The sequence below is a fragment of the Streptomyces sp. B8-7 genome (assembly GCF_058833805.1).
The window spans coordinates 1-14243 of the sequence record NZ_JBYRRL010000009.1 but is presented as its reverse complement, the minus strand read 5'-3'; the positions used below and the strand labels follow the sequence as shown (position 1 = coordinate 14243).

12 protein-coding genes are annotated in these 14243 nt (G+C 72.2%); 6 read left to right on the top strand and 6 right to left on the bottom strand.

All coding sequences use genetic code 11. The features are described from left to right. Positions 1-202 precede the first annotated feature (202 nt). Together miaB and AC5K6T_RS31490 are read right to left on the bottom strand one after the other, a co-directional pair. A complete protein-coding gene (gene miaB, locus AC5K6T_RS31495; protein ID WP_493214441.1) occupies positions 203-1732 on the bottom strand; it encodes a tRNA (N6-isopentenyl adenosine(37)-C2)-methylthiotransferase MiaB in 1530 nt (509 codons plus the stop codon). Positions 1733-1823: 91 nt separating this feature from the next. Then, entirely contained in the window at positions 1824-2243 is a 420-nt protein-coding gene (locus AC5K6T_RS31490; protein ID WP_493214440.1) for a pyrophosphohydrolase domain-containing protein, read from the bottom strand. Between the two features lie 69 nt (positions 2244-2312). Here AC5K6T_RS31490 and AC5K6T_RS31485 point away from each other — a divergent pair, with 69 nt between their 5' ends. After that, positions 2313-3311 (top strand): TAXI family TRAP transporter solute-binding subunit, encoded by a 999-nt coding sequence (locus AC5K6T_RS31485; protein ID WP_493214439.1) that lies wholly within the window; start codon positions 2313-2315, stop codon positions 3309-3311. A gap of 177 nt (positions 3312-3488) precedes the next feature. Here AC5K6T_RS31485 and AC5K6T_RS31480 read toward each other — a convergent pair whose 3' ends face one another. Continuing rightward, a complete protein-coding gene (locus tag AC5K6T_RS31480) occupies positions 3489-4907 on the bottom strand; it encodes a sensor histidine kinase (RefSeq protein ID WP_493214438.1) in 1419 nt (472 codons plus the stop codon). Between the two features lie 9 nt (positions 4908-4916). Continuing rightward, positions 4917-5603: a response regulator transcription factor gene (locus tag AC5K6T_RS31475; protein WP_493214437.1), complete on the bottom strand. Its 687-nt coding sequence runs from the start codon at positions 5601-5603 to the stop codon at positions 4917-4919. Positions 5604-5890: 287 nt separating this feature from the next. Here AC5K6T_RS31475 and AC5K6T_RS31470 point away from each other — a divergent pair, with 287 nt between their 5' ends. From AC5K6T_RS31470 to AC5K6T_RS31450, 5 genes are all read left to right on the top strand, one after another. Continuing rightward, a complete protein-coding gene (locus AC5K6T_RS31470) occupies positions 5891-6667 on the top strand; it encodes an amino acid ABC transporter ATP-binding protein (RefSeq protein WP_493214436.1) in 777 nt (258 codons plus the stop codon). 224 nt (positions 6668-6891) lie between these two features. Then, a complete protein-coding gene (locus AC5K6T_RS31465) occupies positions 6892-7737 on the top strand; it encodes a glutamate ABC transporter substrate-binding protein (RefSeq protein WP_493214435.1) in 846 nt (281 codons plus the stop codon). Between the two features lie 79 nt (positions 7738-7816). Beyond that, complete coding sequence (locus AC5K6T_RS31460; protein WP_493214434.1) at positions 7817-8494, top strand: amino acid ABC transporter permease; 678 nt, start codon at positions 7817-7819, stop codon at positions 8492-8494. Beyond that, complete coding sequence (locus AC5K6T_RS31455) at positions 8491-9408, top strand: amino acid ABC transporter permease (protein ID WP_493214433.1); 918 nt, start codon at positions 8491-8493, stop codon at positions 9406-9408. The genes AC5K6T_RS31460 and AC5K6T_RS31455 overlap by 4 nt, the downstream gene beginning before the upstream one ends. A gap of 213 nt (positions 9409-9621) precedes the next feature. Then, entirely contained in the window at positions 9622-11286 is a 1665-nt protein-coding gene (locus AC5K6T_RS31450; protein WP_493214432.1) for an FAD-dependent monooxygenase, read from the top strand. Between the two features lie 596 nt (positions 11287-11882). Here AC5K6T_RS31450 and recX read toward each other — a convergent pair. After that, the gene (gene recX, locus AC5K6T_RS31445; protein WP_493214431.1) at positions 11883-12620 is read right to left on the bottom strand and encodes a recombination regulator RecX; all 738 of its coding nucleotides are present in this window, start codon (positions 12618-12620) and stop codon (positions 11883-11885) included. Positions 12621-12624: 4 nt separating this feature from the next. Next, entirely contained in the window at positions 12625-13749 is a 1125-nt protein-coding gene (gene recA / locus AC5K6T_RS31440; RefSeq protein WP_493214430.1) for a recombinase RecA, read from the bottom strand. Positions 13750-14243: the final 494 nt, after the last annotated feature.

Below are 14243 nucleotides of genomic sequence, written 5' to 3'. Positions count from 1 at the left end.
CGTGCTCCCGCCCGCGCCGGGGACGCCTCACCGCGCTCGCTGCCGACCGGCCCAGCCGCCCCGCACCCGCACGGGAGGGGGTGGCGCCGCGGGCGCGAGGTCGATCGGCATCCCCCCCCCACGCGCGACGTACGCGGGGACGGCCGGCGGCGGCCCGACGGGTTCCCGGTGGGCTCCGGCCTGTGCGGGGGTGCTCCCCCGGTCAGTCGCAGCCGCAGGGGCTGGCGTCGGCCACCGGCAGCGGAGCCGGGATACCGATCTTGGGCAGGCCGAGCATGACGCCCTGCTTCTTCTGCTGTTCCTCGGCGGTGCGGCGCTCCCAGGCGTCTCCCGCGCGGGTGCGGCGCACGGCCCGGACCGGCCCCTCGGCGAGGAGATGGTGCGGGGCGGCGTAGGTCACGTCGACGGTGACGACGTCGCCGGGGCGCACCGGCTGCTCGGGCTTGGTGAAGTGCACCAGGCGGTTGTCGGGAGCGCGGCCGGAGAGCCGGTGGGTGGTGCCGTCCTTGCGGCCCTCGCCCTCGGCGACCATCAGGTCCAGGGTGCGGCCGACCTGCTTCTTGTTCTCCTCCCAGGAGATCTCCTCCTGGAGGGCGACCAGCCGCTCGTAGCGCGCCTGGACGACCTCCTTGGGGATCTGGCCCTCCATGGTCGCGGCGGGCGTGCCGGGCCGCTTGGAGTACTGGAAGGTGAAGGCCTGCGCGAAGCGCGCCTCGCGGACGACGTGCAGGGTCTGCTCGAAGTCCTCCTCGGTCTCGCCGGGGAAGCCGACGATGATGTCGGTGGTGATCGCGGCGTGCGGGATCGCGGCGCGGACCTTCTCGATGATCCCCAGGAAGCGCTCCTGGCGGTAGGAGCGGCGCATCGCCTTCAGGACGGTGTCCGAGCCGGACTGGAGCGGCATGTGCAGCTGCGGCATCGCGTTCGGTGTCTCGGCCATGGCGGCGATGACGTCGTCGGTGAAGTCACGCGGGTGCGGCGAGGTGAAGCGCACCCGCTCCAGGCCCTCGACGGCGCCACAGGCGCGCAGCAGCTTGCCGAAGGCCTCGCGGTCGCCGATGTCGCTGCCGTAGGCGTTGACGTTCTGGCCGAGCAGGGTGATCTCGCAGACGCCCTCGGCGACCAGGGCCTCGACCTCGGCGAGGATGTCACCGGGGCGGCGGTCCTTCTCCTTGCCGCGCAGCGCCGGGACGATGCAGAAGGTGCAGGTGTTGTTGCAGCCGACGGAGATGGAGACCCAGGCGGCGTACGCGCTCTCGCGGCGGGTCGGCAGCGTCGAGGGGAACGCCTCCAGCGACTCGGCGATCTCGACCTGCGCCTCCTGCTGCACGCGGGCGCGGTCCAGCAGCGCCGGCAGTCTGCCGATGTTGTGCGTGCCGAAGACGACGTCCACCCAGGGCGCCCGCTTCACGATGGTGTCGCGGTCCTTCTGGGCCAGGCAGCCGCCGACCGCGATCTGCATTCCGGGACGCTGCGCCTTCTTGGGCGCGAGGTGGCCGAGGTTGCCGTAGAGGCGGTTGTCGGCGTTCTCCCGGACCGCGCAGGTGTTGAAGACCACGACGTCGGCCTCACCGTCCGTGCCCTCGGGGGCGCGGACGTATCCGGCGTCCTCCAGCAGTCCGGACAACCGCTCGGAGTCGTGGACGTTCATCTGGCACCCGTAGGTGCGCACTTCGTACGTCTTGGTTCCTTGCACGTCCACTGCCGGGCTCCGGTCGCTGCTGCTGGTCATGCGTTCAAGGGTAGGCGGTCCGGGGCGGGCCCGAGGCCGCCGAGGGGGATCACCCGTCCGGCGGCGGGGCCGGGCCGGTGCGCGCCCGGTCTCAGGCCTGGGCGTCGGCCGGGGCGCCGGGCGCCCAGCCCTGACGGCGCAGGACGGCGGAGACGTCGGGCGCCTCGTAGTGCTCGCCCTTGAGGACTTTGCCGTCGGCGCGGCGGGCGACCTGCCCGTCGGGGCCCAGCTTGGTCATGTTGGAGCGGTGGATCTCGGCGATCACCTCGTCCAGGTCGATGCCGTGCACGAGCGCGGTGCCGTAGGCCACGTACACGACGTCGGCCAGTTCGTGCGCGAGCCGGTCCAGGGGGCCGGTGACCGCCACCTCGGCGACCTCGCCGGCCTCCTCCGCGAGCAGCTCGCCACGGTGCGCGGCCAGCTCCGGGGCGACCTCGGTGGGCGTGCTGCGGGCGTCCAGGGCGAAGGCCAGGTGGAACTCCCGGACCAGACGGGCGGGCGAGCGAGTCATGCCGCGACTGTACCGCCGTCCCCCCTCGCCCCTGGTCAGCAGGTCACCTCAGCTGGCAGGATCGCGCCCATGGCCAAGGCGTTCCCCCGAGTCGGCAGGCGCCGTGCCCTCCAGGGCGCGGGCGCCGCGTTCGTGGCGGTCGCGCTGCTGCTGTGGTGGCTGCTGCCCCTCGGGGACGAACCGCCGAGCGGCAGGATCACCATCAGCACGGGCACGCCGCTCGGCGTCTACCAGAAGTACGGCACGCTGCTGCGGTCCGCCCTGAAGCGGGACATGCCCGACCTGGACGTGCGACTCCAGGTCAGCAGCGGCTCGCAGATCAACGTGACGCGGCTGGCGGCGGGCACGGCCGACTTCACCATCGCGGCCGCCGACGCGGTGGAGACGTACCGCGCGGAGTCGGGTCCGCGGGCCGAGGACCTGCGCGGCGTCGCCCGCCTCTACGACGACTACGTGCACCTCGTCGTGGCGAGCGACTCGGACGTGGAGTCGGTGGGGGACCTGCGGGGCAAGCGGGTCGCCATAGGCCTGCCGAACTCGGGCGTGCGGCTGATCGCCACCCAGGTGCTGAGGACCGCGGGCATCGACCCGGAGGACGACATCACCCCGTTCTACGACGGCATCGACACCGGCCCGCAGGGGCTGAAGGAGGGCAGGATCGACGCGTTCTTCTGGTCCGGGGGGCTGCCCACCGACGGCCTGAAGGAGTTCGCCGACGACTTCGCCTTCCGGTTCGTACCGCTGGAGGCGGACTTCGTGGCGCGGCTGCAGCGTCGGGGCGGGGCCACCCGCTACTACCGGGCCACCACCATGCCGGAGTCGGCCTACCCGGCCATCCAGCACGGCACGGCCGTACCGACGATGGCGGTGTCCAACCTCCTGGTCACCCGCTCGGACGTGGACCCGCGGCTCACCGAGTGGCTGACCCGGACCGTGATCAGGAGCCGGGACAAGATCGGCTCGGACGTCCACTCGGCGCAGCTCGTCGACCTGCGTACGGCGATCTACACCGCTCCGGTGCCCCTGCACGAGGGAGCCCGGCGCTACTACCGGTCGGTCAAGCCGTAGACGGCGCCGTTGCGGGCAGGACGCGGCGGGCGGGGCGTTGCGGGCAGGGCGCGGGGCCGTGACCGGGGCCGTGACCGGCCCCGTCCGACCGTGCGGTGGGCCGCGGCGCTCCCGCCGCCCGCCCCCCGGCGGCCACCGCATCCGCCCCGGGGCGGCCGCCGCGCCGGCGGGCCCCGGCTACGGCGCGGTCCCCGCCCGCCCGGCCGGTTCCGTCCGGGGAACCGTCACGGTGACGCGCAGACCGTGGGGCGCGTGGTGACCGTAGGCGAGGGAACCGCCGGACGCCTGCAGCAGCGCCCGGGTGATGGACAGTCCCAGCCCGGATCCCTTGATGTTCTGGTGGCGCCCGCTGCGCCAGAAGCGGTCGCCGACGCGGGTGAGTTCCTCGTCGGTCAGCCCCGGCCCCCGGTCGGCGACGACGATGGTGCAGAGGTCGCCGTTCGACGCGACGCGGACCTCGACGCACTCGTCCCCGGGGGTGAACTTCACCGCGTTGTCGATCACCGCGTCCAGGGCGCTGGACAGCGCCACCGGGTCGGCCCAGGCGGTGGTCGGCGGGCACTCCCCCACCAGTCGTACGCCTTTCGCCCCGGCGGTCGGGGCCCAGGCGGCGACCCGCTCGGCGGTGAGCGCGCCGATGTCGGTCAGGCTCAGGTCCGCCTGGGCGTGCTCGGCGAGCGCGAGGTCCAGGAGGTCGTCGAGGACCTGGGCCAGGCGGCGCCCCTCGGCCTGCACCGACTTGATCTCCTCGTTGCCCTCGGGCAGTTCGAACGCGAGGAGCTCGATCCGCAGCAGGAGCGCGGCGAGCGGGTTGCGCAGTTGGTGGGAGGCGTCAGCCACGAAGGCGCGCTGCTGTTCCAGCACGTCCTGGACGTTGTCCGCCATCTCGTTGAAGGACCGGGCCAGCCGCCGGAGCTCCGGCGGCCCGCCCGCCACGGCGACCCGGGACTTCAGGCTTCCGGTGGCGATGTCGTGCGTGGTCGCGTCCAGGATCCGCACCGGTCTGAGGACCCAGCCGGTCAGGCGCAGCGCGGCGCCGACGGCGAGGAGCATCGCGGCGGACTCGCCCGCCGCGATCAGCAGCCAGCCGCGCAGGATGCGGGAGCGCATCGCACCGGTGGGCGAGTCGGTGACGACGACCGCGACGACGTCCCCGTCGCGGATGACGGGTGAGGCGACGACGAGGGACCGGCGCTGCCAGGGCCAGATCTGCTGGGGGTCCTGGCTGCGCCGGCTGAGCAGGGCCTCATCGAACGCCCGCCGCACCTCGCCCTCGTCGGGCAGCAGCCAGTCGCCGGGCGCGTGGGTCATCGGCGAGCCGTTGCGGTAGAAGACACCGGCGCGGATGCCGTAGACCTCGTGGTAGCTGGTCAGCTCACGGCTGAGGGTGCGGTGGTCGGGGGAGGTGGTGCCGGGGCCGGTCGTGGTGGGCGGGACGTACTGGGCGAGGGCGGCGAAGCGGGCGGTGTCGTCGATCCGGTCGACGATCACGCGCTGCTGCTCGCCCGCGGCCACGCTGACGGCGAGGGGCAGTCCGAGTGCCAGCAGGACCGCCGCCATCAGGACGATCAGCAGCGGGAGCAGTCGTGTGCGCACCCGGGCCCGCTATGCGGCGGGGGCGACGAGGCGGTACCCGACGCCGCGCACGGTCTCGATCAGCGCGGGCATGCGCAGCTTGGACCGGAGGGACGCCACATGCACCTCGAGGGTGCGCCCGGTCCCTTCCCAGCTGGTGCGCCACACCTCGCTGATGATCTGCTCGCGGCGGAAGACGACCCCGGGCCGCTGGGCGAGCAGGGCGAGGAGGTCGAACTCCTTGCGGGTCAGCGGGATCGCCGAGCCGTCGATGCTGACCTTGCGCGTGGGCAGTTCGATGCGTACGGATCCCAGGCGGAGCACGTCCTCGCCGCCGGCCCCGGCGTCCCCGGGGACCGTGCGCCGGCTGACCGCGTGGATGCGTGCCAGCAGTTCCCCGGTGTCGTACGGCTTGACGACGTAGTCGTCGGCGCCCAGGTTGAGGCCATGGATGCGGGAGCGGACGTCGGAACGCGCGGTGACCATGATGACCGGTGTGCTGGTGCGTTTGCGGATGCGTCCGCAGACCTCGTAGCCGTCCTGGTCGGGCAGTCCGAGGTCGAGCAGGACGACCCCGAAGCCCTCCCCCTCGGGGACGAGTGCCCGCAGGGCCTCCTCGCCGCTGCGGGCGTGTGTGACGTCGAAGCCGTGCCGCGCCAGCACCGCGGACAGGGCAGCGGCGACGTGGTTGTCGTCCTCGACGAGGAGCAGTCGCATCCCGGCCTCCTTCGGTTCATCGCGCGTAGGGTCTCGACGGTTAGACACACGGGCACGCGCGCGCGTGCATCAAGGCAGTCACGCCGATGGACGTCGACGGCGTCAAGAGGGTTCCAGTCGTGCGCCGGTTCCGTTATCCGGCCGATATGCGCCCCTGCCGCCGGAGCCACGACACGTGTCCGATTGCTATCGGATCGTGATGCTCAGATTCCCCTCAGATGTAATGACGCTGGTCGTACGGGGTTATTACTGTCCTCCGAAACCGAGGAGGACGGAGCCCGAGAGCGATGACCGAAGTATCGGTGGCCGAGGAAAAGACGGCCGCGAGTGGCGAACTGGTCGTCCTGAAGAGCGTCAACAAGCACTTCGGCGCGTTGCACGTACTCCAGGACATCGATCTGACGATCGCGCGTGGCGAGGTCGTCGTGGTCATCGGGCCCTCCGGGTCCGGGAAGTCCACCCTGTGCCGCACCATCAACCGGCTGGAGACGATCGACTCCGGCGACATCACCATCGACGGCAGGCCGCTGCCCGCCGAGGGCAAGGCCCTCGCGCGGCTCCGGGCCGACGTCGGCATGGTGTTCCAGTCCTTCAACCTCTTCGCGCACAAGACCGTGCTCGAGAACGTCATGCTCGGCCAGCTCAAGGTCCGCAAGGCGGACAGGAAGGCGGCCGAGCAGAAGGCCCGCGCCCTGCTGGACCGGGTGGGCGTGGCCAGCCAGGCGGAGAAGTACCCCGCCCAGTTGTCCGGCGGTCAGCAGCAGCGCGTCGCCATCGCCCGCGCGCTGGCCATGGACCCCAAGGTCATGCTCTTCGACGAGCCGACGTCGGCTCTCGACCCGGAGATGATCAACGAGGTCCTGGAGGTCATGCAGCAGCTGGCCCGCGACGGCATGACCATGATCGTCGTCACCCATGAGATGGGCTTCGCGCGGTCGGCAGCCAACCGTGTGGTGTTCATGGCCGACGGCCGGATCGTCGAGGAGGCCTCGCCCGAGTCGTTCTTCAGCAATCCGCGCAGCGACCGCGCCAAGGACTTCCTGTCGAAGATCCTGCACCACTGACTCCCGCCGCACCCGCGGCGTCCGCCCCGACCGCGGCGTTCCCGACGCCCCCGGGGGCACGCCGCCCGAGAAGCCAGCGTCACCCCCGGCGTGACGTCCGTGTCACGTCGAGAAGCCCGCGTCGCCCGCGATGCGTGCGTCACCCCGAGAAGCCCGCGTCGCCGCCCGCGACGTGCGTGTCACCCGCTCCACGGCATCTCCTCTCCACACGAAGGATGTTCACCATGAAGCTCCGCAAGGTCTCCGCCGCGGCCGCCGCCGCGCTCGTCCTCTCCCTGACCGCGACGGCCTGTGGGGGCGACGACAACGACAGCGACAGCGGCTCCGGCGGCTCCGGTGGCGACAAGATCAAGATCGGCATCAAGTACGACCAGCCCGGCCTCGGCCTGAAGGAGGCCGGCGGCGACTTCTCCGGCTTCGACGTCGACGTGGCCACCTACGTGGCCAAGGAGCTCGGCTACGAGCCCGGCCAGATCGAGTTCGTCGAGACCAAGAGCGCCGACCGGGAGAACGCCCTGTCCCGCGGGGACGTGCAGTTCATCGCCGCCACGTACTCGATCACCGACGAGCGCAAGCAGAAGGTCGACTTCGCCGGCCCCTACCTGCTGGCGCACCAGGACCTGCTGATCAAGGCCGACTCCGACATCAGCGAGGGCACCGACCTCAACGGCAAGAAGCTGTGCTCGGTGACCGGCTCCACCTCGGCCCAGAACGTCAAGAAGGACATCGCCCCGGACGCCCAGCTCAAGGAGTACAGCTCCTACTCGGAGTGCATCGCGGGTCTGCAGAGCGGCGCGGTGGACGCGGTGACCACCGACGACTCGATCCTGGCGGGCTTCGCCTCCCAGGAGCAGTACAAGGGCGAGTTCAAGCTCGCCGGCCTGAAGCTCAGCAACGAGAACTACGGCATCGGTGTGAAGAAGGGTGACACGGCCACCCTCGACAAGATCAACAAGGCCCTCGAGAAGATGGTCGGCGACGGCGCCTGGGAGCAGGCCGTGAAGGACAACTTCGGCCCGGCCGGCTACCAGAACGAGCCCGCTCCGGCGATCGGCGACATCAAGAGCTGACGCTCCGGACGACCGGTGCGCCGCCCCCGCGCGGGGGCGGCGTGCCCGCACACCCCTACACCCGGAAGCGCGGGAGACAGTGTTCGACTTTCTTTCTGACTACCACGACCCGAGCCTGTTGGGCGCGTTCTGGGTGACGGTTCAGCTGACCGTCTTCTCCGCCCTCGGCTCACTGGTCTGGGGCACCCTGCTGGCCGCCATGCGGGTCAGCCCGGTCCCGCTGATGCGCGGCTTCGGCACCGCGTACGTGAACATCGTCCGTAACATCCCCCTCACGGTCATCATCGTCTTCACCTCGCTCGGCCTGGCCGACATCTTCGGGGTGACCATGGGCGCCCCGGACGACTTCAAGGTCCAGGGCTTCCGGCTGGCCGTCCTCGGCCTGGTCGCCTACACCGCGGCCTTCGTCTGCGAGGCGCTGCGCTCCGGCATCAACACCGTGCCCGTGGGGCAGGCGGAGGCGGCGCGCGCGATCGGCCTCAACTTCACCCAGGTGCTGCGTCTGATCGTGCTGCCGCAGGCGTTCCGCGCGGTCATCGGCCCGCTGGCCAACGTGCTGATCGCGCTGACCAAGAACACCACCGTGGCGGCGGCGATCGGCGTGGCCGAGGCGGCCTACCTGATGAAGGAAATGATCGAGAACGAGGCCCAGACCCTGCTGATCGGTGCGGTCTTCGCCTTCGGGTTCGTGGTACTGACCCTGCCCACCGGCCTGCTCCTCGGCTGGCTGGGCAAGCGACTGGCGGTGAAGCGATGAGTTCGGTCCTCTACGACGCCCCGGGCCCCCGGGCCAGGCGGCGCAACCTGCTGCTGTCCGTCGCCTTCTTCGCCGGACTCACCGTGCTGCTGTGGTGGATCTGGCGGGTCATGGACGACAACGGCCAGCTGGCGTGGAAGCTGTGGAAGCCGTTCACCGAGACCGAGGCCTGGACGACGTACCTGTTGCCCGGCCTCGTCAACACGCTCAAGGCCGCGGCGCTCGCCATGGTCATCGCCCTGCCGCTCGGCGCGCTCTTCGGCATCGCCCGGCTGTCCGACCACCGGTGGGTGCGGGTCCCGGCCGGCGTGGTGATCGAGTTCTTCCGGGCCATCCCGGTCCTGCTGCTGATGCTGTTCGCGAACGAGTTCTACGCCCGTTCCACCGATGTCAGCACCAGCGAGCGGCCGCTGTACGCGGTCGTCACCGGTCTGGTCCTCTACAACGCCTCGGTCCTCGCCGAGGTCGTCCGCGCCGGCATCCTCGCGCTGCCCAAGGGCCAGACGGAGGCCGCCCAGGCCATCGGGCTGCGCAAGGGGCAGACCATGACCACCATCCTGCTGCCGCAGGCGGTCACGGTCATGCTGCCGGCCATCGTCAGCCAGCTCGTCGTCATCGTGAAGGACACCGCACTGGGCGGTGTGATGATCGGCTTCACGGAGCTGCTCAACTCCCGCGGCACGCTGGCGGCGTTCTACGCCAACGTCATTCCCAGTTTCGTGGTCGTGGCGATCATCTACATCGTCGTCAACTTCGCCCTGACCAGCTTCGCGGGCTGGCTGGAGAAGCGGCTGCGGCGCAGCAAGCGGTCCACCGGCGCGGTGCTGGCCGCCGAGGAGCCGGAGGAGGTCAACCCCGCCGCGGTGCAGGGCGGCTTCGGCACCGGCGGCGGCAGTGGCACCGGCGGCGGCTGACGGGGCGGCTCACGCGGCGTCCGGCGCCGGGTTCCCCGCCCGTGGCAGGCCCGCACAGACGACATGAGGGCAGTGGCGTTCGCGCCACTGCCTTCGTCACTTGACGCAAGCACCGGCAATGGGTTGCATACGTTCTGTGATCGTGCACCCTGCTCAAACCTCCTGTTCACATCTGTCTCCTGAGACGCCGTCACGAGCAGGGGGCGCCGCGCCGTGGATCCGGTGATCATCGTCGGAGCGGGGCCCGTCGGGCTCACGCTCGCCCTGGCGCTGGCCCGCCAGGAGGTGCCGTCCGTCGTCCTGGACGAGGGACCCGGCAAGGACGAGCCCCGGCTCGCCCGGACCGTCGTGCTGCGCGAGGACACCGCCGCACTGGTGGAGCGGCTGACCGGGGTGCCGCTCGCGCGGGCGGGCGCCCGCTGGACCGGCTGGCGCTCGATGCGGCGCCGGCAGGTCATGCGTGAGATCGACCTGGCCGTCCCGGACGCGCCCCACCCCGCTGACGCCCCGAACACCACGGGCGAGGCCGTGCCGGCGGCCGCCCCGCTGCACCTCGCCCAGCATGTCCTCACGGGTGCGCTGCGCGCCGCGCTGGCGGGTGAGCGCCTGGTACGCCTCGCCGTGGACAGCAGGCTCGACGGCCTGGAGCAGGAGTCCTCCGGGGTCACCGCCCGCACCCGGGGTCCGCGGGGCACCTGGTGGCGGGGCAGTTACCTGGTCGGCTGCGACGGCCCCCGCTCCACCGTGCGCAAGCTCCAGGACATCCGCTTCCCCGGCCGTACGGCGGTGGAGCGGCACGCCGTGGCCGCACTGCGCACGGAACTTCCCTGGCCCGGCCGCGCGTTGCTCCATCGGACGCCGCCGTGGCGGATGTCGGGCCCGTCGGCCGGGGAGGTGACCGCGCGTCCGCTGCCGGAGGGGGTCTGGCGGCTCGACTGGCTGCTGCCGCCGGGCAAGGACCTGGTCACGCCCGAACTGCTGGTGGCCCGGGTGAGGGAGACACTCGCGGGCTGGTCGCAGGGCGTCACTCCGCCGTACGAGCTGCTGGACACCGGCGTGCATACGGTGCACCACCGGCTGGCCCGGCGCTGGCGGGCGGGCCGCGTGTTCCTCGCCGGTGACGCCGCGCATCTGCTCGGCGCGCTGGGCACCCAGGGCCTGGACGAAGGGCTGCGGGATGCCGACAACCTCGCCTGGAAGCTGGCCCTGGCCTGGCACCACGGGCCGCACGAGAGCCTGCTGGACAGCTACCAGGCCGAGCGGCGCGCGGTGGTGGCGGCCCGGCTGCGCGCCGCCGACCAGGTGCTGCCGCTGCTGCGCGGCGGCAAGGGGCTGCGCACCTACGTGCCCGGAGCGGGCCGGGGGCACGACACGCTGCTCACCGACGGCCACCTCGGGCTGGGGGCGCTGGGTGCGCCGGGCGTCCACGGCGACTCCCCGCTCGCGCCGCGCCACATCGAGGCGGAGGTGCCGGTGGACACGGCGCCGGGCGCGCCGGTCGCCGATGTGACGGTCACGGCCGAGGACGGCAGCTTCGTCCCGCTGCGTCAGCGCCTCGGCCGGAGTGCGCTGCTGGTGGTGCTGGTCGCGCCGGGTACCGGGGTGTGGGAGCGCCGGCACTGGGTGTCGGCCGGCCTCATGCCCCGTCTGGCCGCGGCGGTGACCGCCCTTCCGCATCCGGCGGAGCTGCTGGTCGCGGAGAGCTATCCCGGTGCGGCCGCCCACACCGTGCTGCTGATCCGGCCGGACGGCCACCTGGTCACGGCCCTGAACGGGGTACGCCCGGCCGACCTGTACGCGGCGGCGGAGGCGGCCCTCGGCGGACCGGTCCGGACGGAGCCCGCGGCTTCGGCGTCGCCGGCGTCCGCCGGGCCGTGACTCCTCCTGGGCAGCGTGATCCGTGCACGCCGTGCGACGGCCGGCCCGCGCCTCGTCGTCGGTCTGCTCCCCGCGCCTCGTCGTCGGTCTGCTCTTCGTGGCACTCGCTCGGGTTCGGGCGGCACGTGGCCGGGACCTGGCCGACGCGCGTCGGCGAGGTCGGCGCCGAATCCGCTGAGCACCGGCGCGCCGAGTCCTGCCGCCGTGCCGCGGCCGTCACGCCACAGCGGCTGCGGGGCTGCGGGGCTGCGGGGCTGCGGGGCTGCGGGGCTGCGGGGCTGCGGGGCTGCGGGGCTGCGGGGCTGCGGGGCTGCGGGGCTGCGGGGCTGCGGCCAGTTTGCCCCGGGCCACGCGCCCGCAGGGGGTTCGGGCGCGGAGTGGGCCGGACCGGCTCCTTCAGCGCGCCGTGTCCACCTGGGTGCTGAGCTGTTGCGTCGTACGGCCGTCGCTTCGCGCCGGTTCCGCGCGCCTGCGCCGGGCCACGGATCCAGCCGGACCGCGGATCCGGAGAGGTGGGCTCGCACGGAGTCCAGGTGGGGAGAGTCACAGGCCGGGGAGGGTCGAGGCGGGCCGGACGGCAGGTTTCCGGCGGCGTCTCAGAGCCCTTCGTCCTCCATGAAGCCGGTCTCCTCTCCTTCCTCCTCCAGCGCCTGCCGGACCACGCGCAGTGCCATGCCCTCGGGGTAGCCCTTGCGGGCGAGCATGCCCGCGAGTCTGCGCAGCCGCTTGTCACGGTCAAGGCCCCGGGTGGCACGCAGCTTGCGGGTGACGAGGTCGCGGGCGGTCTCCTCCTCCTGTGCGGAGTCGAGCCGGCCGACGGCCGAGTCGATCAGTGAGGAGTCGACACCCTTGGTGCGCAGCTCCTGGGCGAGGGCTCTGCGGGCGAGGCCCCGCCCGTGGTGACGGGACTCCACCCAGGCGTCGGCGAACGCGCCGTCGTCGATGAGGCCGACCTCCTCGAACCGGGACAGCACGGCCTCGGCGGCGTCCTCGGGGATCTCCCGCTTGTGCAGGGCGTCCGCGAGCTGTTTGCGGGTGCGTGGGGTCCCGGTGAGCAGACGCAGGCAGATCGCCCGTGCCTGCTCCACCGGGTCCCCCGGAGGCTCCCCCGTCCCGGCCCTCGACGAGGTGGGGGCGTCTCCGTCTGCGGGGTACGGGCCCGGTCCGCCGCGCCGACGGCGCCCACGCCCCCTGCGTGAGCGGTCGCCACCGGACCGTGGTGCACCGTCCGGCCGGTCGTCGCCGTGCCCGTCGGCGACCCCGTCGTCCTCCCGCCCCGGCTGCCGGGGCGTGCCGGGGTGGGCGTACTCGGCCCAGTCGGTTCGCCGTGTCACGCGGTCAGCTCTTGGCGGCCGCGGTCTTCGGCTTGGCCGCCTTCGCGGCTGCCGGGGCCGTCGCCGGCTTGGCGTCCTGGGCGGGAGCGGAGACCGCGGCGTCGGCGCCCGGCTCGGCGGCGGGCTCCTCGGGGCGCACGCCGACGCCGAGCTTCTCCTTGATCTTCTTCTCGATCTCGTTGGCCAGGTCGGGGTTGTCCTTCAGGAAGTTGCGCGCGTTCTCCTTGCCCTGGCCGAGCTGGTCGCCCTCGTACGTGTACCAGGCGCCTGCCTTGCGGACGAAGCCGTGCTCCACGCCCATGTCGATCAGGCCGCCCTCACGGCTGATGCCCTGGCCGTAGAGGATGTCGAACTCGGCCTGCTTGAAGGGCGGGGCGACCTTGTTCTTGACGACCTTGCACCGGGTGCGGTTGCCGACCGCCTCCGTGCCGTCCTTCAGGGTCTCGATGCGCCGGATGTCGATGCGCACGGAGGCGTAGAACTTCAGCGCCCGGCCACCGGTCGTGGTCTCCGGGGAGCCGAACATCACGCCGATCTTCTCGCGGAGCTGGTTGATGAAGATGGCCGTGGTCTTGGACTGGTTGAGCGCGCTGGTGATCTTCCGCAGGGCCTGGCTCATGAGGCGGGCCTGCAGCCCGACGTGGCTGTCGCCCATCTCACCCTCGATCTCCGCCCGCGGGACGAGTGCGGCGACGGAGTCGATGACGATGAGGTCGAGGGCGCCGGAGCGGACCAGCATGTCCACGATCTCCAGGGCCTGCTCGCCGTTGTCGGGCTGGGAGAGGATCAGGTTGTCGATGTCGACGCCGAGCTTGCGCGCGTACTCGGGGTCGAGGGCGTGCTCGGCGTCCACGAACGCGACCTGGCCGCCTGCCTTCTGCGCGTTCGCCACCGCGTGCAGGGTCAGCGTGGTCTTGCCGGACGACTCCGGTCCGTAGATCTCGACGACACGGCCGCGCGGCAGGCCGCCGACGCCGAGGGCCACGTCGAGGGCGGTCGATCCGGTCGGGATGATCTCGATGGGCTCCTGGGACCGCTCGCCCATGCGCATGACCGCGCCCTTGCCGAATTGCCGTTCAATCTGTGCGAGCGCGGCATCCAGGGCCTTCTCGCGGTCGGTTCCTGCCATGGGTTCCACCCGGTTTGCTTGAGTCGATCGCTTCACGTCAAAGACGCTAGCGCCTGCCACTGACAATGCGCCCCGACGCAGGTCCGGCCTGTGGATAACTCGGGCGTTTCTCGTCATGAACCGCACGAAAGCACCCGGCGAGAGCCTTGCCGGAACCTCCATAAGAATGGATGTTCGATTTTTGTGTCAAGCGCTCCGCACCGCCGCGGAGCACCCGCGGCGGTGACCGCGAAACGGGCTCCCGGCACGGCCCGCCGAACGGTTCGGCGAAAGGTTCGGCGAACGGTGCGGCGAACGGTTTGCCGCAACGGCCCGCCGCACGAGTCGGCGGCAGCCCGGCAAAGGCCCGGCGGGGCCGCTCTGCGGCGGGGGCCGTCGCACGTACGACGGGCATCCCGGCCGACGTGCGCCTGCGCCCGGCCGGACCGGCAGGCACACCGCCCGCGCGCCGCGGACCCACCGCGCCCGCCCGCCGCCGACGCACCGAACCACCG